The 21818-nt window shown below is 39.9% G+C and carries 19 protein-coding genes; 9 read left to right on the top strand and 10 right to left on the bottom strand.

Going from position 1 to position 21818, the window contains the following annotated elements:
- Positions 1-125: 125 nt before the first annotated feature.
- Positions 126-656, bottom strand: coding sequence for an ATP-binding protein (locus R2S57_RS29100; RefSeq protein ID WP_316848422.1), 531 nt, complete (start codon positions 654-656; stop codon positions 126-128).
- A 436-nt stretch (positions 657-1092) separates the two neighbouring features.
- Here R2S57_RS29100 and R2S57_RS29095 point away from each other — a divergent pair, with 436 nt between their 5' ends.
- Both R2S57_RS29095 and carB read left to right on the top strand, forming a co-directional pair.
- Positions 1093-1410 carry a carboxypeptidase regulatory-like domain-containing protein gene (locus R2S57_RS29095; protein WP_316848421.1) on the top strand — a complete coding sequence of 106 codons (318 nt, stop codon included), beginning with the start codon at positions 1093-1095 and terminating at the stop codon, positions 1408-1410.
- Positions 1411-1621: 211 nt separating this feature from the next.
- Entirely contained in the window at positions 1622-4459 is a 2838-nt protein-coding gene (carB, locus tag R2S57_RS29090; protein ID WP_316848420.1) for a carbamoyl-phosphate synthase large subunit, read from the top strand.
- Positions 4460-4603: 144 nt separating this feature from the next.
- Here the strand turns inward: carB and R2S57_RS29085 are convergent, their stop codons facing one another.
- From R2S57_RS29085 to R2S57_RS29075, 3 genes are all read right to left on the bottom strand, one after another.
- A complete protein-coding gene (locus R2S57_RS29085; protein WP_316848419.1) occupies positions 4604-5911 on the bottom strand; it encodes a M20/M25/M40 family metallo-hydrolase in 1308 nt (435 codons plus the stop codon).
- A gap of 22 nt (positions 5912-5933) precedes the next feature.
- Positions 5934-7766, bottom strand: a complete 1833-nt coding sequence (locus tag R2S57_RS29080; protein WP_316848418.1) for a M61 family metallopeptidase — start codon at positions 7764-7766, stop codon at positions 5934-5936.
- Between the two features lie 104 nt (positions 7767-7870).
- Complete coding sequence (locus tag R2S57_RS29075; RefSeq protein WP_316848417.1) at positions 7871-8998, bottom strand: DUF4407 domain-containing protein; 1128 nt, start codon at positions 8996-8998, stop codon at positions 7871-7873.
- 128 nt (positions 8999-9126) lie between these two features.
- Between R2S57_RS29075 and R2S57_RS29070 the strand changes: the two genes are divergently transcribed.
- A complete protein-coding gene (locus tag R2S57_RS29070; protein ID WP_316848416.1) occupies positions 9127-9444 on the top strand; it encodes a rhodanese-like domain-containing protein in 318 nt (105 codons plus the stop codon).
- A gap of 139 nt (positions 9445-9583) precedes the next feature.
- Positions 9584-9781: a DUF6358 family protein gene (locus tag R2S57_RS29065; protein ID WP_316848415.1), complete on the top strand. Its 198-nt coding sequence runs from the start codon at positions 9584-9586 to the stop codon at positions 9779-9781.
- Here the strand turns inward: R2S57_RS29065 and R2S57_RS29060 are convergent.
- Positions 9759-10793, bottom strand: a complete 1035-nt coding sequence (locus R2S57_RS29060; RefSeq protein ID WP_316848414.1) for a dipeptide epimerase — start codon at positions 10791-10793, stop codon at positions 9759-9761. The genes R2S57_RS29065 and R2S57_RS29060 overlap by 23 nt on opposite strands.
- Before the next feature lie 77 nt (positions 10794-10870).
- On the opposite strand from R2S57_RS29060, the gene R2S57_RS29055 reads away from it, so the two are divergent.
- On the top strand, positions 10871-12007 hold the full coding sequence (locus tag R2S57_RS29055; protein ID WP_316848413.1) for a hypothetical protein: 1137 nt from the start codon (positions 10871-10873) through the stop codon (positions 12005-12007).
- 174 nt (positions 12008-12181) lie between these two features.
- Complete coding sequence (locus tag R2S57_RS29050) at positions 12182-13165, top strand: hypothetical protein (RefSeq protein ID WP_316848412.1); 984 nt, start codon at positions 12182-12184, stop codon at positions 13163-13165.
- 134 nt (positions 13166-13299) lie between these two features.
- On the opposite strand, the gene R2S57_RS29045 is transcribed toward R2S57_RS29050, so the two are convergent.
- The 3 genes from R2S57_RS29045 to R2S57_RS29035 are packed head-to-tail and all read right to left on the bottom strand — an operon-like array spanning position 13300 to position 16376.
- Complete coding sequence (locus tag R2S57_RS29045; RefSeq protein WP_316848411.1) at positions 13300-13917, bottom strand: rhomboid family intramembrane serine protease; 618 nt, start codon at positions 13915-13917, stop codon at positions 13300-13302.
- A gap of 4 nt (positions 13918-13921) precedes the next feature.
- A complete protein-coding gene (locus tag R2S57_RS29040; RefSeq protein WP_316848410.1) occupies positions 13922-15667 on the bottom strand; it encodes a M14 family metallopeptidase in 1746 nt (581 codons plus the stop codon).
- A 19-nt stretch (positions 15668-15686) separates the two neighbouring features.
- Positions 15687-16376 carry a hypothetical protein gene (locus R2S57_RS29035; protein ID WP_316848409.1) on the bottom strand — a complete coding sequence of 230 codons (690 nt, stop codon included), beginning with the start codon at positions 16374-16376 and terminating at the stop codon, positions 15687-15689.
- Between the two features lie 98 nt (positions 16377-16474).
- On the opposite strand from R2S57_RS29035, the gene pepT reads away from it, so the two are divergent.
- On the top strand, positions 16475-17728 hold the full coding sequence (gene pepT, locus R2S57_RS29030; protein ID WP_316848408.1) for a peptidase T: 1254 nt from the start codon (positions 16475-16477) through the stop codon (positions 17726-17728).
- A 66-nt stretch (positions 17729-17794) separates the two neighbouring features.
- Here pepT and R2S57_RS29025 read toward each other — a convergent pair whose 3' ends face one another.
- On the bottom strand, positions 17795-18124 hold the full coding sequence (locus R2S57_RS29025) for a hypothetical protein (protein WP_316848407.1): 330 nt from the start codon (positions 18122-18124) through the stop codon (positions 17795-17797).
- A 131-nt stretch (positions 18125-18255) separates the two neighbouring features.
- On the opposite strand from R2S57_RS29025, the gene R2S57_RS29020 reads away from it, so the two are divergent.
- Together R2S57_RS29020 and R2S57_RS29015 are read left to right on the top strand one after the other, a co-directional pair.
- On the top strand, positions 18256-19122 hold the full coding sequence (locus R2S57_RS29020; protein WP_316848406.1) for an aldose 1-epimerase family protein: 867 nt from the start codon (positions 18256-18258) through the stop codon (positions 19120-19122).
- A gap of 123 nt (positions 19123-19245) precedes the next feature.
- A complete protein-coding gene (locus R2S57_RS29015) occupies positions 19246-19677 on the top strand; it encodes a DoxX family protein (RefSeq protein WP_316848405.1) in 432 nt (143 codons plus the stop codon).
- A 207-nt stretch (positions 19678-19884) separates the two neighbouring features.
- On the opposite strand, the gene R2S57_RS29010 is transcribed toward R2S57_RS29015, so the two are convergent.
- Positions 19885-21420, bottom strand: coding sequence for an IS1182 family transposase (locus R2S57_RS29010; protein WP_316848404.1), 1536 nt, complete (start codon positions 21418-21420; stop codon positions 19885-19887).
- Positions 21421-21818 lie beyond the last annotated feature (398 nt).

The following is a 21818-nucleotide window of genomic DNA, read 5'->3' as shown; positions in this document are numbered from 1 at the left end:
ACACGATAGGACATCAGTCGGGATGAGTAAAGGGAATGGCGGGGCTCCAGGAGCTATAAAATGCTGACCTTCGTTTCCAAGAGAAAAACAGTCAATAATTAATGAAGGAAGTCGTTATCTAATTATTACTGCCCCAAAAAACTATCAATTGCTTCAATTGCATTTGCTAGCCTTTCATCTCCCAATCCGCCAATTACTTTATAATTTGCATTCAAGGCCTGAAGTTCTTTGTGCCAAACCTGCATAAAATATTCGCGTTTATCAGGGAAATCGCGTAGCGGATCATCTTGCCAGGGCAAATCGATGTCCAATAGCAGATACAGATCGTATGGTCTTTTAGGCAAGGCATTTAGCACAATCTGTGGGGTTTTGCCAAGCACTTCATCACTCCATATTTTAACGGTAACGAAAGTTGTATCGCAGATAATGAAGTCGCTTTCAGTTGTTACTAAAATGGCGTCTTCTAGCGCCACCTGACCATAGTACATATTGATTTCATCTTGTAAAGTATAGTCGGCAACCAGGTTCTCACAATAGTAGCGGGCATATTCTGGCACCCACGAAACTTTATAATATTTTGCCAGTAACTGGGATATGGTAGATTTCCCAGTACTTTCAGGGCCAACAATAGCGATTTTTTTAATGTTTTTATTCACGATACGTTTTCTGAATACTATCAAATGTAAAAGAAAAAGCCTTAAAAGAAAAAATCCGGTTGAGGAGGGCTCCTCTAACCGGATAATAAACCAAACAAACTATTTATGAAGAAATCCTCATGGCGGGTAACTAATCCGCGGAGGAAGCTTTAGATCTTTTTCTAAAGTATATACAAAACGCATATATGTTCTGCTTATTACAACATTATTGCCAATATTTCGATCATCACAACTTCGTGACTTAATTCTGACGTATAGGGGCGTTTTTGCTAAATTCTTTTAACAATAATTAACATTATCGGGATTATGATACATTTACACTTGACATGCGTGTATAATTTATAGTACATTCTGTAATTTGGGTGTTCATTATTTAAAACTATTTGCACAGAATTGTGTTATCTATTTAAGACATCAACAACTAAAACGTTATACCATGAGAAAGATCTGTGTTGTATTATCTCTTTTAATTGTATTTGCTTTAGGCGCAATCGCTTTTATAAATATTAAATTGGGCGGAATCATCGGAAAAATCAGTCCGGTGGATGCCGCTTCTTCGGTTTCGCTTGTAGCTGCAACAGACACGCTGAAAGCACAAATTAGTCAGGGTGTTTTTACTTTTACCAACCTCAAAGAAGGCGTTTATACGGTGGTTGTAAAAGGCAATGCGCCATATAAAGATGCCGTGATCGAAAAGGTTGCCGTTAAAGATAGTGCCACTACAGATTTAGGCGAAATTAAATTACAACAGTAATGCTTTTTGCAAAAGAAAAGTTTAAAAAGAGGGCTTTATAAACCCCCTTTTTTATTTTAAAAAAATCAGCTTAAAATCCCTCTAAAGATGTATCTTTGCATCCCGACAGAACAGTTGGGATTTTTCTTCTTACAAGCACAAAATCTCGTTGCTTTCAAGGTTCCAAAAAGAACCAATACTTTAGAATTTTAATTATTGTTTAAGCTTTATCATGCCTAAAGACACTTCCATTCGCTCAGTACTGATTATCGGATCTGGACCAATTATTATTGGCCAAGCCTGTGAATTTGATTACTCGGGTTCGCAAGCGGCTCTTTCTTTAAAAGAAGAAGGGATTACCGTTTCCATTATCAACTCCAATCCGGCTACCATCATGACGGATAAGGTTATCGGTGACCATGTTTATCTGCGTCCGCTAACTGTTGATTCTATAGAGGTTATTTTACAAGAGCATATCGACTCTGCAGATTTACCTAGAATTGATGCGGTACTTCCTACAATGGGCGGCCAAACTGCACTTAACCTATGTAAAGAAGCTGAAGAACGCGGTGTTTGGGAAAAATATGGGGTTAAAGTGGTTGGAGTAGACGTTGCGGCGATCGAAAAAACCGAAAACCGTGAAGCTTTCCGCCAGTTAATGGTTGATATCGGTGTAGGTGTTGCAGAATCTAAAATTGCCAACTCATTCTTAGAAGGTAAAGAAGCTGCACAAGAAATCGGTTATCCATTGGTAATCCGTCCTTCGTATACCTTAGGCGGTTCAGGTGGTGGTTTTGTGCACAAAAAAGAAGAATTTGATGCAGCGCTAAAACGCGGTTTAGAAGCTTCTCCAACACATGAAGTACTGGTAGAGAAAGCCGTTTTAGGCTGGAAAGAATATGAGTTGGAGTTATTAAGAGATAGCAACGATAACGTAATCATCATCTGTTCGATCGAAAACTTCGATCCGATGGGTATCCACACCGGAGATTCGATCACTGTTGCTCCGGCAATGACCTTATCAGATCGTTGTTACCAGGACATGCGTAACCAGGCGATTAAAATGATGCGTGCCATTGGCAATTTTGCCGGAGGCTGTAATGTTCAGTTCTCAGTTAACCCTGCGAATGATGAAATTATCGCAATCGAAATCAATCCACGTGTATCACGTTCATCAGCTTTAGCAAGTAAGGCAACTGGTTATCCGATTGCAAAAATTGCTGCTAAACTGGCGATCGGTTACAATTTGGATGAAATTGAAAACCAGATTACCAAAACCACTTCGGCATATTTTGAACCTACTTTAGATTACGTAATCGTTAAAATACCACGTTGGAACTTCGATAAATTTAAAGGCGCAAACAAAGAGCTGGGTTTACAGATGAAATCGGTAGGTGAGGTAATGGCCATTGGCCGCACCTTTATCGAAGCCCTGCAAAAAGCTTGTCAGAGTTTAGAGATCAACCGCGCAGGTTTAGGTGCCGATGGCAGACAAAACCGCAATATTAACGAAATTATGGATGGTTTGGAGCATGCTTCATGGAACCGTCTGTTTTTAATAAAAGATGCCATGACGATGGGTGTGCCTTTGGAGTCGATCCGTAAGGTAACTAAAATCGATAAATGGTTCTTAAACCAGATTCAGGAGCTTGTATTGCTTGAAACTGAATTAAAAAGATACTCGCTTAACAATATCCCTCAGGATTTCTTCATGACGCTTAAGCAAAAAGGCTTCTCTGATATTCAGATTGCCTGGTTGTTAGGAAACGTTACCGAGGATGAAGTTTACGATCGCCGTAAAGCGCTGGGAATTAACAGGGTATATAAAATGGTGGATACCTGCGCTGCGGAGTTCCCGGCAAAAACGCCATACTACTACTCTACTTTCGAAGAGGAGAACGAATCTGTTCCATCTGATAAGAAAAAGGTGATTGTATTGGGTTCAGGTCCTAACCGTATCGGTCAAGGTATCGAATTCGATTATTCATGTGTACACGGCTTATTGGCTGCAAAAGAATCAGGTATCGAAGCCATCATGATCAACTGTAATCCTGAAACGGTTTCTACAGACTTTAACATGGCCGATAAATTATATTTCGAGCCGGTATTCTGGGAACATGTTCGCGAAATCATCGAGCTTGAAAATCCAATTGGCGTAATCGTTCAATTGGGTGGACAAACCGCTTTGAAAATGGCTGAGAAATTAACGGAAAGAGGTATCAAAATTATCGGAACATCTTTCGAGAACATGGATATCGCCGAAGATCGTGGCCGTTTCTCTGACCTGTTGAAAGAATTAGATATTCCATATCCAAAATATGGTGTGGCAGAGAATGCAGAAGAAGCAATCGTTGTAGCAAATGAAGTGGGGTATCCAGTGCTGGTTCGCCCGAGTTATGTATTGGGTGGACAAGGGATGAGTATCGTAATTAACGATGAGGACCTTGAAAAAGCAGTAGTGAAATTACTGGGCGATTTACCGGGCAACCGTGTATTGATCGATCACTTCCTGGATAGAGCCGAAGAAGCAGAATCGGATTCGATTTCTGATGGCGATGATGTTCACATTGTAGGTATGATGGAACATATTGAGCCTGCAGGTATCCACTCGGGAGATTCGTTCGCGGTATTGCCAACCTTTAGCTTACCTGAAAAAGTAACTAAAGCAATGGAAGAATATTCGATCAAAATAGCAAGGGCTTTAAATGTAATCGGATTATTAAACATCCAGTTCGCGATTAAAGATGAGAAGGTTTATGTCATCGAAGCGAACCCTAGGGCATCGCGTACGGTTCCTTTCATCGCAAAAGCTTACGATGTGCCATACATCAACATCGCAGCGAAAATTATGCTGGGTGTAGCGAAACTGAAAGACTTTACGATTGTGCGCAAGCTCGAAGGTTATGCGATTAAAGAACCGGTTTTCTCATATGAGAAATTCCCCGAGGTAGCAAAAGAGTTAGGTCCTGAAATGAAATCTACAGGTGAGGCGATCCGTTTCATCAAAGATTTAGAAGATCCTTACTTCCGCAAACTTTACAAAGATAAATCAATGTATTTGAGTAAGTAATCCACTTACGAAGTTTCGAAAGGCAAGAGCTGGGAGAACTTGTAAGTTTTTATAAAATAGAATGGCCAGTGATTTTCACTGGCCATTTTTGTTGAAAGCAAACCTCACAGGTTTTAAAAACCTGCGAGGTTTATTTCGATCGTCTTATTTCTTCAACTTTGGTATTCTTGTAGGTGTATCCGTTCCGTTTACGATGGTAACAGCACTTTTTGCGATTGCTTTAATGGTAGAAAGGATATTTTCTACATCTAACGAACTGTATTCGTCTTTAACGCTATGGTACAATTTATCAATATCAATTTTATCGGTACTGATGGTATGTGCCGGAACGCCTAGAGCAGCTAAAGTAGCGTTATCACTTCTGTAAAATAGGTTTTGATCTGGATATGGGTCCGGGTGGAAAGTAAATTCTGTTCCCGCTAAGTTTTTCTGTAAAATCTTACCAAAATCCGATCTTTCGTAACCTGTGATAAATGCAGTATTCTTACCGAATTTTGAATCTTTACCGATCATTTCAATATTGAACATCGCCACAACTTCATCAGGATTTAATTTTTCTGAGAAGTATTTTGCGCCAAAACCACCGATTTCTTCAGCTGTAAAAGCAACGAAAATTAGGGTACGTTCATTGTTTTTCTGCGCTTTGTAATACTTGGCAAGGGCAATCATTGCGGTTGTGCCAGAAGCATCATCATCTGCCCCATTGGCAATACTGTCGCCATCAACAGACTTTAAAAAGCCCAAGTGGTCATAATGACCAGAGAAAACCACAATTTCCTTTGCTTTGGATTTTCCAGGAATTACCCCCGCAACATTAAACAAAGGCATTTTGGTTATTTTGCTTGTAAAGCTTGCCGAAAAATCTGTAGCGGCATCTTTACCTAAAACAAAAACCTGCACAATGCTACTCGTTTTTTTTACATCTTCTTCATCAACGGTTGCTGGTTTACTAAAATGATCCTTATAACGGTTAAAAAGCTCTGCAAATTTACTGTCAACTAAAACGATCTGGCTTTTTTCGGCATTCAACATGGCCCTAAACTGGGCTACAAACGGCTTATCAGGATCTAATTTAACTACAGTAGCATTCGATTTATCAAGTGAAATGCTTTCTGTGGTAACACCGGTAATCATTAAATTTTCTGGTGCAATTTCTTGCCCATCTATCTTAACACTTGTATTTTGAATGGCAACCTGATATTTGTTGAAACTCTGACGGAACGTTTTCTCTCCTGTTAAAGGTTTTAGGCCGATTTTCTTAAATTCAGATTCGATAAAGGTTGCGGCCTTATCAATACCAGGCGTAAAGGTAGCGCGGCCCTGCATATCATCTGCACTTAAGGTTTTAATCAGGTGGTCGGTATATTCGCGCGTGATAATTTTATCGATGTTTTGCGCCTTAAGCTGCAAACTTGCCAAACCGACAAGGGTAAAAAAGAATATTTTCTTCATATATAATAAGTATTAGTTAGTTCTATTTAGATTTTACCTGCGATGATAACCATTTATCTCTAAAAGTTTGCATAGCTGGTGTTAAAGTTCCGCCTGTTTTTTCGATTGGAACGATTTCTAAAGCTGGATTTTCTGTTAAGGTGAGTTGCGTTGTTTTCTGTTCTCCGCGATGAAGATAAGTAACCTTTAATACATCACCGGGTTTGTGGGCATCAGTTAGTGTGCTAAGGGCTGTGGCATCTTTTAGTTCCGTACCGTCGATTGTTAATAATACATCATCAACATCTAAATCCGCCTGGTATGCTGGCGTACCTATAAGTGTTTGTCCTAAAATTACCTTGCCATCCAATACATTAATGCGGCCAAAACCTGTAAATGCTTTGTTAGGATTCGCTTTCTGCAAAACCAAGCCTGCATTTAGAAGCAGTTTGGCATAATCGTTTTTATCGGTTCCGTAGATGTACTTTTTAAAAAAGTCGGTGGCAAAAGCAGAATTTTTAGTGAGTACAGCCAAAGTTTCTTCTAAATCAGGAATAGTATAGGCAATTTCCGGTTTTCCATAAGCTTTCCAAAGGGCACGCATGTAATCATCCAATGTGAGTTTAAATTCGGCTCTTAAACGGAGATCTAGCGCCAATGCTGTTGCTGCGCCATAAGTATAGTAAGAGGTGAAAATATTGCCTTTGTTGGTTTGGTCGATCGCGACACCTGCATCGGCAAATACAGCATATCGGCTCGCTTCGATCGGCGAAAAATTCTTTGCGCCCGGAGAAAGTAAAACCGCATTAACCAAACCGTTAAAAGTTTGCACGGCATTATCAACCGTTTTTAAGCCTGCCCTGGTTAATAATAGATTGCCATAATATTGAGTAAAACCTTCAGCCAGCCAAAGTTCATCACTCATATTGGCATGCTCGAAATTAAAGGGCTCTAAAGTTTTTGGTCTTAAACGTTCTACATTCCAGCTGTGGAAATATTCGTGCGAGAATGTACCCAGGAGGTTTGATTCGTAACCTTCAATTTTCGGTGTGCGTTGTACAATCGAGGTAGAGTTTCGGTGCTCCATGCCATCGCCAGCATTCTCCGGATAAACATCATCCAAGAAATAATAGTTGCCGTAATCGTAGGTTGGGAATTCTCCCCAAACAGCCAGGTGTTCATCCACCATTTTTTTAAGCATTTCAGCATAATTATCAATGGTTTTCTGATCGTCGTTCGAGTGGGTAATTAAATGAATGGTCTGTTCCTTCCCATCTGTATTTTTTACCTGCCAGCTTGCCGTTTTATAATTGGCAATTTCGGTTGGGCTATCCATAAAATACTGGAGGTTTGGTGCGAAATAGGTTCCATTGGCCATTGGTTTTAATTGTGTGGCCACTTTCCAGTTCTTTTTTTCAGTATAATTGAATTTCACGAGTCGCGGTCTAGTGTCCATGCCTATCGGGAAAGCAAAAGTTGCCGGGATATTCATGTGTGCATGGGTCTCATCAAAACCTGCATAGGTGCCATCAATCCAGTTTCCGAAAAGTGTGTAGGTTACTTTTACGCTGCTGCCATGGTTGGGGATTTCGTAAACATCACCGGCCGATTGTTTGATATTGAGCAATTTTCCGCCACCATCAAAGGCTTTTAAATGGTATACATTTTTGCCAAACTCATGTGTAGCATAACGGCCAGGCGACGACCTGCTCATTCTAACCTTTAACGTACCCGCAGGTACATTAGGGATCAACATGCTAATTTCGGCCTCGTGATGAATTGCATTTGGAAAAGAAACCGTATAACTGATCTCATTTTGAGCAAAAGCTGTGCTAAAAAATAAGCTAAATATTGCAGCACCTAAAAATTTATTCATAAAATCTGGATTATGGCAGCAATTTAGTAAAAATGGAAGAGGTAATGACGTAAAATGTTTAATGGAGACATTTCCATCATCCATCTTACCTCAAACATCATCCATTATCCCTCGCTGTCCCAGTCGTGTTTTTCCAGATCGCGGAAGGCTTTTCCTTTAATGATCTCTTTTTTCTTGGATGACTCTGAATCGACCCTAGTTTCATGGATATTATCGGCGACTTCAAAATGGAAGTCCTTATCTTTTTTAGAATGGTAAATGGCTACCTCATCGCCATCTGATATGGCATAATCATAAGGTCCGCGGGCACTCATCAGTTTTACAAACACAGGTAAACATTCGAAGAAAATAAACAGCAAACCGATAAAAGTTACAGCGATTGCCGTATTGTTATCGCGTGTACCGTCCACATTAAATTTCAGCTGACCCAAAGCCCAGTTCCGATCGGCAAAACCAGCAATATCGGATAAACTGTCCAGTTGTTTTTTGGTATACAGTTTCTCGGTAAACAGGCCATCAAATTCTTTACGTTTATCTACAAAAGCTTCCGATTTATTGATGTTGGCTTTGAGCGAATCTAATTCTGCTGTACGCTGGGCAATTTCGGTTTCCTTGCGCTTGGCATAAGGCCCATAACCCATTACCCCTGATGTTTCTGTGGTTTTGTTGCCAAAAATCTCAAAATTAAGCTTTTGCCGATCGGCTTTGATCCCTTTTTCTAAAGAATCCCTGGTCGCTTTCTGTTGGTTTAAGCGGCCAAACTCCACCTGATATTTTTTCTCGAAAGCTTTGTTCAAGGTATCAATTTTAGCGCGCTGGCCATTCAGGTAGCTCACCTTTAAACGTTCTTTGATCTCTTTGTCGAAAATTTTAAGCTCAATGGGTCTCGAAATCACCATACCGATCATAATAGCAAGCAAAATACGGGGCGTGGCCTGTAGCAATTGTTTATTGGTGCTGGCGCTCTTATTGATACTCGATACGATGTAGCGGTCCATGTTAAAGATGGCCGCCCCCCATAAAAAGCCGAAAACGATGGCGAAGATTACTGCCGTATCATCGCCCTTAAATACAAAATACATGGCATAACCGCCGGAGAGCGCTGCAAATAAGCCTGTGAAAAAGATGGTGGCACCAATGCCGGTATATTTATTTTGTTCTGAAGGATACTTTTCCAGCATGGCCACATGAGCGCCGGAGCAAAACCAAAAGAAACGGTTCAGTTTGTCCATTTGTAACTATTTATAGTTAAACGCCTAAGGGTTAAAGTTGTTACAGTGTTACACAAAATTTTATGGCATTTTTTTGATGGGCTGTGTAAAATTCATTTTCCTATATTTGCATAAATACATTTAATAAAATGAAAGAAATATCGGTACAGGAACTAAAAGAGAAAATCGATAACAAAGAAGATTTTCAATTAATTGATGTTCGCGAAACATTTGAATATGAAGTTTCAAACCTTGATGGAGAGAATATCCCTTTAGGCGGAATTTTAATTGAGGCTGATAAGGTTGCTAAAGATAAACCTGTAATTATTCAGTGCCGTAGTGGAAAGAGAAGTGCAGCAGCTGTAATGCAGTTGGAGCAACAGTACGGATTCGACAATCTCTATAACTTAAAAGGTGGGATTTTAGCCTGGCAAGAAGCTTTTGATCCGAGCATGCCAGTATATTAAGGATAACCAATAACTAAATTCCAATTATCAAAGTTTACAGATCGCGAATTAAAACTTTGTTTTTCGCTCTACGCAGAATTTGATAATTGGATATTTGCTGACTAATAAATGAATTCTTTTAAAAAAATATTTCTCCATCGTGGGTAAAAAATTTGCTTTAAATATCTTCTATAATTTAGCCATTATCCTTTCGATCCTTGGGTTGGTGTGGTGTTATAATAACGCTAAATACCTTCCGGCAGGTTTTTTGGTGGGTACAACGGCCTGTTTATTCTATTTTAAATATCAGCTGTCTAAAGATCTCAGAAAAAGCTTTAGAGAAAGAGACCAGAAGTAGCTGTTCCTTCAAGTCCTAAGCCCGGCAGATCTTTTAGGATATATTTTCCATTTTCGAAAGCAGGATCGGTAAAAGGGTTGTTTTTGGTCAACCATGGTCCATCCAAATCGGCCCAGTTGCACAGCGGAGCCAAAGCGGCTGCAGCCAAGGTGGCACAACTCGTTTCGCTCATACAGCCGATCAAAACTTTCATGCCAAAAGAACGGGCTTTCAAAATCATCTGATGGCCTTCGTACATGCCACAGCTCTTCATCAGTTTTACATTAATGCCGTGATAGGCCCCTTTCAGTTTGTCCATATCTGCCACGCGTTGTACAGCCTCGTCGGCCAGTAATGGGATGGGGCTGCGCTCGGTTAACCAGGCATTCCCATCAAGATTGTTTTTATCCATAGGTTGCTCAATTAAAACCACCCCCTGGTTATGCAGCCAATAAATTAAATCAATGGCTTTAATCTTATCCGTCCAGCCCTGGTTTGCATCCACATAAAGTGGCACACTGGTCATGCTTCTGATGGTTTCGATAATTTCCCGATCGTTATCCCTGCCCAGTTTAACCTTAATCACTTTAAAAGCTGCTGCATCTTTCAGTTTTTCGCGGATCACCTCGGGAGTATCAATCCCGATAGTATAGGAAGTTACCGGCATTTTTAACAGGTCGGCACCGTAAATCTCATAACAGGGTTTGTTTAACAGCTTGCCTTGAATGTCGTTAAGGGCAATGTCAATAGCCGCTTTAATGGCGGGTTGACCTGGAGCAAGGCTGTCTAAATAAGCGATAATTTCTTCAAAGTTGAACGGGTATTGAATTTTATCCCAGTCGATGAGCTTGAGAAAAGTATCTGCACTTTCGTAACTCTCGCCCATATAAGGTACCATAGAGGCCTCTCCATAACCCGTAATACCTTCATGTTCGATCTTTAGCAACATTAAGGGCGTACTGGTGCGGGTAAATTTCGAAATCGAAAAAGGATGTTTTAATTCTAATTCAAATTGCTTGCAACTAATTTTCATTGTTAACCGTCTTCTAAATAAAACAAGGTAATTATCACGTTACAAATTATCTTTGTAATTAACGCAACTACACTGCTATGAAAAACAATTCAAGATTACGTTATTTTATTTATTTATCCTTAATAATTATTGGAGGATGTTCTACAGGTAAAAAAGCCTTGCAAAAAGGTGATTACGATACCTCTGTTTCTAAAGCTGTAAGCCGACTGCAAAACTCGCCAAAAAACAGCGAAGCCATGCAGGTACTAAAAACAGCTTACGATCTGGCCGTACAGGATCATTTAAGAAAAATTGGTGAGGCTAAAATGTCTAACGATTTATTCAGATGGGAATCGGTGATGTACGATTATCAAAAGATCAATCAACTGGCTGATGATATCAACAGCTGCCCGGCTTGTTTAACAGTTGTTCCAGGTCCAACAAAATACGTTAACGAGCTTGCTGATAGTAAATACAATGCGGCGAGCGCCCGCTACAACTCCGGTTTGGGTTATTTGAGGGAGAACAACCGTAATTCTGCTAAAAAAGCCTATTACGAATTCGAGAAAACGCAAAATCTGCAACCAAATTATAAAGATGCCAAAGCCAAAATGGAAGATGCCTATTGGGCAGCAGTAACCAGGGTTGTGGTTCAGCCGATTATTGTAAACAGTAGCACTTACAAATTAAGTGGTGATTATTTTCAACAACAGATTGATCAGTTTATCGGAAATTATTCGAGAAATAAGTTTGTTATTTTTTATGGTGAAGCGCAGGCTACCGATCAGAAAATTGTTCCTGATCAGGTTTTGAGCTTAAACTTCGACGATTTTGTGGTAGGCCAAACCTATGTAAAAGAAAGGGTTGAAAAGTTAAAACGCGATAGTGTAGTTATCGGCGAAACCCGTGATAAAAAAACAGTCTACGGTACTGTGAAAGCCACCTTAAGTATTTTCGAAAAAAACATATCCTCCTCTGGTTTACTCGACATGAGCATTACCGATTGGAAAACCAGAAAGCTTGTCCACCAAAAAAAAATTCCTGGAACTTATGTGTGGAAAGACAGTTGGGCAAGTTATAAGGGAGACGATAGGGCTTTAAGTAAACAACAATTGGCTATAACCAAAAGAAAAGAAATACTTCCGCCACCGCCGAGTGCTTTATTTTTAGAATTCACCAAACCGATTTACACGCAACTGGTTGATGATATCGGTTATTATTATAATAATTACTAGCACTTACCGGCCCCTGACCCCACCCTGTTAGTGGAAATGTTCACGCACTTCAGCAACAGGCCCATTCCTTCAGGAGTGGAAAACAGAGGACATTGCTATATTGCTTCAGCTAACAGGGTGAGGTTGTAATCCCTGCGTTAAAAAAAAATATCTGTGCAAAGCCCTAAAAATATAATGGCTAATATTGCAGTAATGAATACCGGCTTATACAATCCTTTCCAAAACTTTGATTTTTTATATAAAATCTGCTTTTTAAGTGGCAAAACTTTTAATTCTCCTGTTATTCAGGTTCCATTGATCCCAAAATGGTTATTGAAACAAGCGGGTTTGAGTGGTGAAGAGCAGATTCAGTTTTTGGACGAAAGTATCCGCCCCTATAATACGTTGGTTATCCCGGTAAACAGTGAAGTGAATGAACAGTTTTTAACACCGCTGGAGGATAAAATTGAAGCTGCATTTGCAACTGGTTACGATGCCGTTTCTGCACTGCCCGAGCTGGATCTCTTTAACTGGATCGGCAAGTTTCTATATGGCTTTGTATATATCGAAATGCATTCAGCCTTACGTAAAGAGATGACTGCCGATGGTTTAAATATGTCGCAATCGCTAATGATGAAATTTGCCAACCTGAATTTCATGATGCAGAACCTATACACCAGTTTAGAGTTCGAGGATTTTTCGCCATGGTCTATCACGGTAGTGAAATTAGAAAATGGAGAAACGCCGTTTAGTTTTCGCGATGAGATCAATACCTTAACTTTCTCTTTAAAAATGAAAGATTTTGGTATTATAGCCTGCCTGCAGGATAATGGTACGAATAGACGTTATCATCAGGAGCTCATTAATGAAATTACAGGGAAAACTTTAACTGCCGAACAGTTTGAGGAGTTGAGTGCCCGTTTTTATTATTCCGCTTATCTGTTTAACCGTTTGCCCGAATATACATTTATGCCGGTTGAAGGTACGACCTATATTGAAGCCATGCCTTTGCGTGGAAACATGACCAAACCCCTTTTTGATGTTTGGCAGCATAAAATATATGCACAGGTATTGGAGAATTTCTGGAAACCCTGGGGTTATGTGGTTTTTGAGATTATTAAGAATCCAGATGAGCCAATGAGTTTCTTCGAGAAACCGTATTTGCCTACTGCGGGGTAAGGCTTTGCCTTTCGTCATACCCAAACCGGCTTGGGTACCTTAAAGCCAAAAAAAGTCGATACGCTATCGCATTAAGATTCCCGTTTTCACGGGAATGACGACTGTTTTAGGAAATTGACTTTTTAAAGTAAAGACTATCTTCCTCCTCCGGTTAACATCGTAATAAAGTTTTGTAAAATGCCCGGAACGAAAATGATGGTGAAAATCAATCCGGTTAAGGCTCCAAAAAAATGTGCATCGTGGTTGATGTGGTCTCTTGAATTACGAGAGGCATAAGCACAATAAACTAAATATAAAATCCCAAAAACTACGGCAGGAATTCCGATTGGAATAAACATGATGTAAATTTTAGACATCGGATTAAATAAGATATAGCTAAAAAGCACTGCGCTAATTGCTCCTGAAGCGCCCAGGCTATTGTAATTAAAATGATCTTTATGCTTAAAAACCGTTGGCAGATCGCTTAGTATTAATCCAAGGAAATAAAGTAAACCGAACTGCCAGCTACCCATCAAACTTTCTAGTGTAAAAGCAAAAGCATAAAATGTAAACATGTTAAAAAATAGGTGCATCCAATCGGCATGAACGAGGCCACTGGTAATCAGTGTATATACATTCTGTCCTTTCGAAACGCTATAAGGATGCAGCATAAACTTGCCGTAAAGCGAATGATCGTAGAACGCGTAAAGGCTGGTGATAATGGTAAAAACAAAAATTACCGAGGCAACTGGTGCGATATTGAAGTATTCCATTGGGTTATTTTAAATCAAGTTTTACGTCTGTAACCAAACGGGCTACCGGATATCTGTTGTGTGTTTTTTCGTAATAATCAGAATTTTTATATACAAAATCAAGTTGTGCGGCACCATTCTTTGCAAATTCTGCATCCGATGCTTTTATGGCTTCCAGTTTGTTTTTTAAATCCGGATTGTTTTTAATCAGTTCTGTTGCGGTATCCTCAAAAACGTAAGCCGAATAATGTTCTTTCATATCTAAAATTGAATCAAAAAAGTTCCAGTTGAAAAATGAATCAGTGGCCTGTGGTTCTAATGTTTCCACAATGTAACGGTTGGTTGGCTGGTTTACATATACCACAAAATCGCCTTCATAATACTGTAAATCCTGTTTTACTGTATTTAACTTTACCGCCGAGTGCAGGTAGTGCCCTTCATAAGGTCGGGCTCCGGTTTTAAAATCTCCGATATAATAACTTTCTACCTCAATTTTCTGGTCAGCTTTAATCTCCAGAACTTTAACATTATTCAGTCTAAGCAAGGCAATTACACGGTCCCAGGCCTTTGGAATGATATAAGCAACAGGTTTTTTTACAGAGGTTGCCGGCTCGAACCTGTTCCACTCTTTAATGGTTTTGTTGTAAGGTTTGCTACGGTCGTAATATAAACGGTCTATACCACTTACCGTGCTTGGCTTTTGTCCATCTTCAAAGCCTTTAAAAGGTAAATCGTTTACTGCAGTTTTGTTTAATTTCCACTCTAAAGGGAATTCCTGTTGCGCAGCAACAAACTCGTCTGCTTTACGCTTGTTCTCTCCGATAGTTTTGGCATCACGCTCTACTATATCCACATAGGTTTGCAATAATTTATAGGTGGCATCTACGCGTAAATCGTACGACTTTAGCATGTGTGTTTCGGGCATAAAGCCAATGGTATTATGCAAAGCAGCATAACCGGTTGAGTAACGCGGCGGGTCAATAAATCCCGTTATTCCGGTTTCCGGGGTTTCGCCGATCGAGTTTACATAAGGGATCATCGGATAACCCACTTTCTCCATCCCTGTATACAGATCAGGTACTAATGTTTTGGTTAAATAACCCGAAAGAACCGCATTCAGTTTATCTTTTTGAGTAGGGATAAGCGTCATTACGTATTGGTAATCTGCTCCATTACTCGTGTGCGTATCAACAAATATTTCAGGCTGCCAAGTATTGAAAATCAGTTGAAATGCAGCAGCGTTCTTAGAGTCTGTTTTAATGAAATCGCGGTTGAGGTCGAGGTTTTTGCTATTGCCCCTAAAACCATAGGCAACAGGTCCGTTTTGGTTTGCCCTTGAGGTGCCTGAGCGGTTAAAACTTCCATCGATATTATAAAGTGGAATGATACAGATCACCACATTTTTTGGAAGTTTGTTGGCCTTAAGCAGATTGCGGGCTAGCATCATCGATGCATCAATGCCTTCGGGTTCGCCAGGATGGATCCCGTTATTGATCAATAAAATCCGTTTATCGTCCTTTCTGAGCGCCAATGGATCAAAAATCTTATCCCGCGACAAAACCAATAGATGTAACGGTTTTCCAAAATCTGTGTTTCCATAAGTTAACAACCTGGCTTCCGGATAGGTTTTAGCCAGGTTTTTATAGTAAGATATTGCAGCAGTGTAGGTTGTGGTCTCCATCTTGCCACTTGTTTCGAAAGGTGTTTTCTGTGCGATAGAACTTAATGAAAAAGAAAATATAACAGCTACTAATAATAATAATATCCTCATGCTACCGATTAAATAATGTTTACAGGTTTTTATGATAAGAGCGAACGGTTCCGAACATATATCTAAACCCAACAGTAACCGAATTGTACATGTCTGGATAGTTGTTGTTGGATTTCAGTCCTGACTCGTTATAACCGTCCAACCCCTCACCAAAAGTGAAGTTCGACTGAGCATTAACATTGATGACATACCTCATATAGCCATAGCTGTCCTTTATGTAGTAGTTATACCCCAAATTTACTGGTAATACCAGGTTGACGCTTTTATCTTCTCCGGCAAAACGCCGACTGTCAGAGCTGGGAGCCTCTGTAGGTCGATATCTGGCTATGTTGGTGAGGTTATTGTTTATCGCTCCCAATCCGAAACCAAGATATACCCCTCTGATATTATAAAGGAATCCTCCTTTGTCATAATTGATGAACTCTCCCAGCATCACTTTTAGGTTGGCTGAAACTGCTGTGTATTTGTTAACAAACCTACGGCCTGAGGGATCCTTAACTTTGATTCCCCCCTTGATCCTTCCGTACTGCCCTTCCAGACCCACTGTTAGGAATGGGGTCATATGATAATCAAAAACACCATAAACAATTTTCCCCAAGTCCCCCCGGTATACATCTGTATATGATCTATTCATCCCGCCACCGAAACCATAAGACATTTTAAAGTAGTTGGATTGGGCAAAAGAAGAGCTGCCAATAGAAACAAACAAAAAAAATATGTAAATGATTTTTAAAGGATTGACAGACATAATGTTTTTTTACAAAAATAATATCATTATCGGATATCTATAACATTTACCTTTGAATTATGAGCAATTACATCAATGAAGAGAAATCTTTAGAACAGCGTTTTATAAAATACGCAAGAATTGATACACAGTCTGACCCAAACTCTATAACCTGTCCATCAACATTAAAGCAGAAGATTTTAGGTGCAGAACTTGTACGGGAATTACTGGAAATTGGTATCTCGGATGCTGAAATGGATGGTAACGGTTATGTTTATGGTACCGTTCCATCAACTACCACGAAAGTACTTCCAGTAATTTTTTTCTGTTCTCACATGGATACCTCACCAGACTGCAGCGGGGAAAATGTGAAGCCCGTTATTCACGAGAAATATCAAGGGCAGGATTTAATTTTACCTGATGACAACAAAATAGTGATAAAACTCTCCGACCACAAAGATTTAAACTATCAGATCGGCAATGATATTATCACGGCAAGCGGCACAACTTTGTTAGGGGCCGATAATAAAGCTGGTTTGGCAGAAATAATGGAGGCTGCTGCTTTTTTGATGAAAAATCCGGATGTGAAACACGGAACCATTAAAATTCTGTTCACTCCTGACGAGGAAATAGGACGAGGCGTGGATAAAGCCGATTTAAAAAAGCTCGGTGCCGATTTTGGGTATACGATCGACGGAGAAACATTGGGTTCTATCGAAGATGAAACCTTTTCTGCAGATGGTGCCAGCCTTAAAATTTATGGTGTAAGTACACATCCAGGATTTGCAAAGGGGAAAATGGAAAGTGCCATGAAAATTCTTGCCGAAGTTTTAGATTCACTACCAAAAGATACGTTAACGCCTGAAGCCACCCACCAAAAAGAAGGGTTTATCCATCCGGTAAGCTTCAACGGGCAGGTAGAAGAAGCTGAAGCGCAATTTATCATCAGGGATTTTACCGATGAAAAACTTGCTGAACATGGTCATTTTCTGGAAGAAACCGTAAAGAAAGTGATGGCTAAATATCCAAAATCAACCTATTCCTTAGCCATTAAAGCACAATACCGGAACATGAAACGGGTATTGGATCAGTATCCAAAAATTGTTCAATACGGAATTGAAGCGATAGAGAGAGCCGGAGTGGTAGCTAAACGGCAGAGCATCCGCGGAGGAACCGACGGCTCACGCCTTTCTTATATGGGGTTGCCTTGTCCGAATATTTTTGCTGGGGAACATGCTTTTCATAGCAAACAAGAATGGGTAAGCGTACAGGATATGGAAAAAGCGGTACAGACAATTATTAATATCGCCTGTATTTGGGAAGAACGTGCTTAGTTTGGAGTTGGGAGTTTGAAGCTGAGAGGGGTGTCGAACTCAAAGTCCCAACTAAAAGCTTCAAACTCAATAAGAAGCTTGCCCGATATCCAGTCTGTCTATTTTTCCTTCTTTATTGACCTGAAATTTAAAGTAGGTTTTAAAATCGCCCCATTGGTCGGAGTGAAAGTGGCCGTAAACATCGAGTCCATTGTTTTCAACTTTATCTATACAGGTAAAACGCTCGTGACCTAAAGCCTTTTTAAAGAAATTGTTAAATTTCATCTGGTTACCATCATCAAAGAAGGCGACTTCCAGGGCAAAGAGCGGAAACCATATTTTTTCATCTCCTTTTTGTAAGGCAGTTATAGCGGCTTTCACTTTTGGGTTCGATAATTTTGTTAGGTCTATCGCCATGGTTTTTTAATTTTGAGCGGATTCCAAATAAACAGCCCCTTAATCTTCTTGTAAATTTAGGCTTTAGGTGGTGATCAAATTTAATAAAAAAGATGTTTTTAAAGCACATCTTTTTGTTAATTTAGAGGGCAATGATAACTCTCGAGAACGATTATATAAAAGTTAGCCTGGCGGCTAAGGGCGCAGAACTTCAAGGCTTATTTAGCAAAGAAACCCAGCTGGAATATTTATGGAATGCCAACCCGAAATATTGGGCAAAACACAGTCCTGTTTTATTTCCCATTGTAGGCTCCCTAAAAAATAACATTTTCAACTATCAAGGAAAAAGCTATGAATTACCCCGTCATGGCTTTGCCCGCGATCATGTTTTTAATTTCGAAAAGATAAGCGAAACGGAAGCCGTTTTTACCTTAACGCAAAATGAAGATACCCTAAAAGTGTACCCTTTTTATTTTGAATTGAAGCTGTGGTACCGGTTAGTCGACCGGAAACTGAATCTAACCTATGAAGTAATCAATACCGGTACGGAAGAATTGCTTTTTTCAATAGGGGCTCATCCGGCATTTGCGGTTCCCAATACACCCAATACCGTATACGAAGATTATTACCTCGCTTTTAATACCGACGAGAGGTTGACTTTCTGGAAACTGGAAGATGGTTTAGTGGCTGATGAAACTGAGGCTATCGAGCTGGGGAGCCATAAATTAAACCTTAAACATGAGCTTTTTTACAACGATGCACTGGTTTTTAAGACCTTGCAGAGTAACTGTATCAGTTTGCTGAATACCAAAAATGATTATGGCCTGCATTTCCATTTCGAAGATTTTCCGTTCTTTGGTATTTGGGCCGCTACAGATGCACCATTTATCTGTTTGGAGCCTTGGTGCGGGGTTGCCGATGGCGTTCACCACGATCAGGAATTTATACACAAGGAAGGCATTATCAATCTCGATGCTGGTGAAAGCTGGTCGCGCTTTTGGGAAGTAGAGTGTTTTTAACTGGTTTTGTTGTTTAGTCCTAGTTGTTGTTGTCACAGCTCTATTTCTTAACCTAGATTAAGAAAATTGGGAAAGATAGGCACTACCTTGTCAGCTTTCCACATAAATTAAGCTGTTAACAAGATGAAGAACACACCACAATTTGCGCAATTATTTCTCAGGCTCGCTTTGGGCATTGGCTTTATCCTTCCTGTTATGGACCGTTTTGGTTGGTTAGGCGCACCAGGATCACCAACAGTGGGTTGGGGCAATTGGGCTATATTTTTAGACTATACCAACTCGCTTATGCCCTTTTTGGCCAAGCCAGCTGCCAATGTAATGGCCATTATTGCTACAGCAGGCGAGTTAATTTTTGCCCTGTTACTGCTTATTGGTTATAAAATCAAACTAGCCGCTATTGGCAGTTTTTTGCTTACCCTAACCTTTGCGCTCTCTATGTTCGTCTTTGCGAATTACAGGGCGCCCTTTAATTATTCGGTTTTTGTAGTGAGCGCGTCAAGCTTATTGTTGGCCACCTTGCCTGATTATAGATGGAGTATAGATAATCGTAAGTAGTTTTAATACTGGACTAAATTCTGTTTCCGTTGTGCAAAGGATTTTAATCGGCAGCAATGAAGGTTTTATAACAAAAAAGGGGCTGTCTCAAAATAAATGAGGCAGCTTTTTTTGTATTTAAATAAATTCTATCTGTTATTTGTTTATTGCTGGCTAGAAATGTTTATTTATCTAATATTTTGTTAAAAAGAGCAAAAGCAGGCCTTTTTAGGCTGCTTTTTTTCTAACATTTTGTGCAATTGCCAGTAATCCCCATTCTACTGCCACTTTTTCTTTTCCTCGGAGCATGAAGCGGCGGAACCCGTGGTTCTGTTTAATATTCCCGAACACTGGTTCAACATCATGACATCTTTGCTTTCGTTTTTCAACTCCCTTATCACTATTGAGTAGCTGATATGCTTTTGCCTTATGTCTCTTCAGGCTTTCGTTAACCTCTATTATCCTATTCCCCTTAGATTTGTGGCAGGCTCCATTGAGTGGACAGGTGGCGCAGTTTTTTGCCTGGTACCTTTTGCTGGTCTGCTCAAAGCCGGTACTTGTTTTTCGTTTGCTATCGCCGATATAATTCATCTTTTGACCCATTGGACATATATAGCAGTCCTGCTCCTGATTGTAGAACAGTCCGTCCTGGGCAAATGGTTTCTTCTTGTTGTGGGTTTCACTTTGCTCTTTATCGAACATGCCATATTTTACGTAAGCTTCAATCTGACAAGCTTCCATGATCTCATAATTTTCCTCACTTCCATATCCTGCATCTGCGGTAATGGTCTTCAGGGTTTTACCAAAACTAGCCTCATGTTGCTCGATATGTTCTTTTAAAGTAGTGGTATCAGTGGGGTTCGGGTGAATGGTGTAATTCACGATGAACTGGTTTGAGGTTGATATCTGTACATTGTAAGCTGGCTTGAGCTGACCATTTTGCATGTGGTCTTCCTTCATTCGCATGAAAGTCGCATCGGTATCGGTTTTACTAAAGCTGTTGCGTTCCCCCAGGATTTCTTCTTTAGCTTCATATTCTGCGATCTTTTCCGGATATTCCCTGGTTACATACCTCAGCTTCGCTTTGACCTTTTTGTCCAGATCCGTTCTTTCTGCCAATACTGCATTGAGCGTATCCACAGTCTGCTGTACCTTTTCTGTATCGATATCGGTAAAATCCGGCGGTTCGGGCAAGCCATCTTCTACTTTGGCAACACTTTGGGCATATTGCCAGATTTCACTCAAGGCTTTCTTCATCTTTTCCTTACTGGTCTGGATAGCTTTTTTCCATACAAAGGTATACTTGTTCGCATTGGCCTCTATCTTGGTACCATCAGTATAAACCTCTTCAATACTCAAAAGGCCTTCTGCAGCCAAAAGTTTTACCACCTCCTCAAATACACTGCGAAGTGCATCCTTAAGCCGCACGCCACGAAAACGGTTGATGGTATTGTGGTCGGGATAACTCATCCCACTGAGCCACATAAAATTGATATTCTCTCTGCAGGCTACCTCCAGCTTTCTGCTACTGTAGATATTGCTAACATAACCATATACTAAAACCTTTAACAGCATTTGGGGATGGTAACTTGAAGTACCTTTAATCTTATATGCATCCAACAGCACCTGGATATTGATTCGGTTAATAACATCGTTCACGATGCGAACAGGATGGCCTTTTGCTACAAGTTCATCCAGGGTAGGCGGAATAGCCATAATCTGGTCCTGATAGTAAGGCTTGAAAACTGGTTTTTGGACTGGCATAAATCTCAATTATTTATAATTAAATATCTGAAATTCAAGACTATAAACCAAATTTAATAAATGGAAAATCGATTTTTTTAAGAAAAAAGAGACTGCCTTTTTGAGACAGCCTCCTACTCAAACTTTAAATTATTTTTGGGACGACTTCAAATAATTGTTTAATACCCTGATACAAATATGGAAAAGATAGCCGGATATTTTCCATTCAGTTTTATTCATTTGGAAGCAATCGGTTTGTGATTGTAATATTGCATCGCCCTGCGTCAAAGCCACCCTTAAATTTGTCTCGTGTACACCCTTTTTATCATTTTTAGGCGCTGTAACTTAGTAACCTGAGTTCGATAATTAATCGTTGAAAAATTTGTAACCATGGCAGTAAAATAGTATATTTAAGTATA

The organism is Pedobacter psychrodurus, from assembly GCF_032678585.1.
GTDB lineage: Bacteria > Bacteroidota > Bacteroidia > Sphingobacteriales > Sphingobacteriaceae > Pedobacter > Pedobacter psychrodurus_A.
The sequence above is the reverse complement of the archived record's forward strand: the minus strand, read 5'-3'. Positions and strand labels throughout refer to the sequence as shown.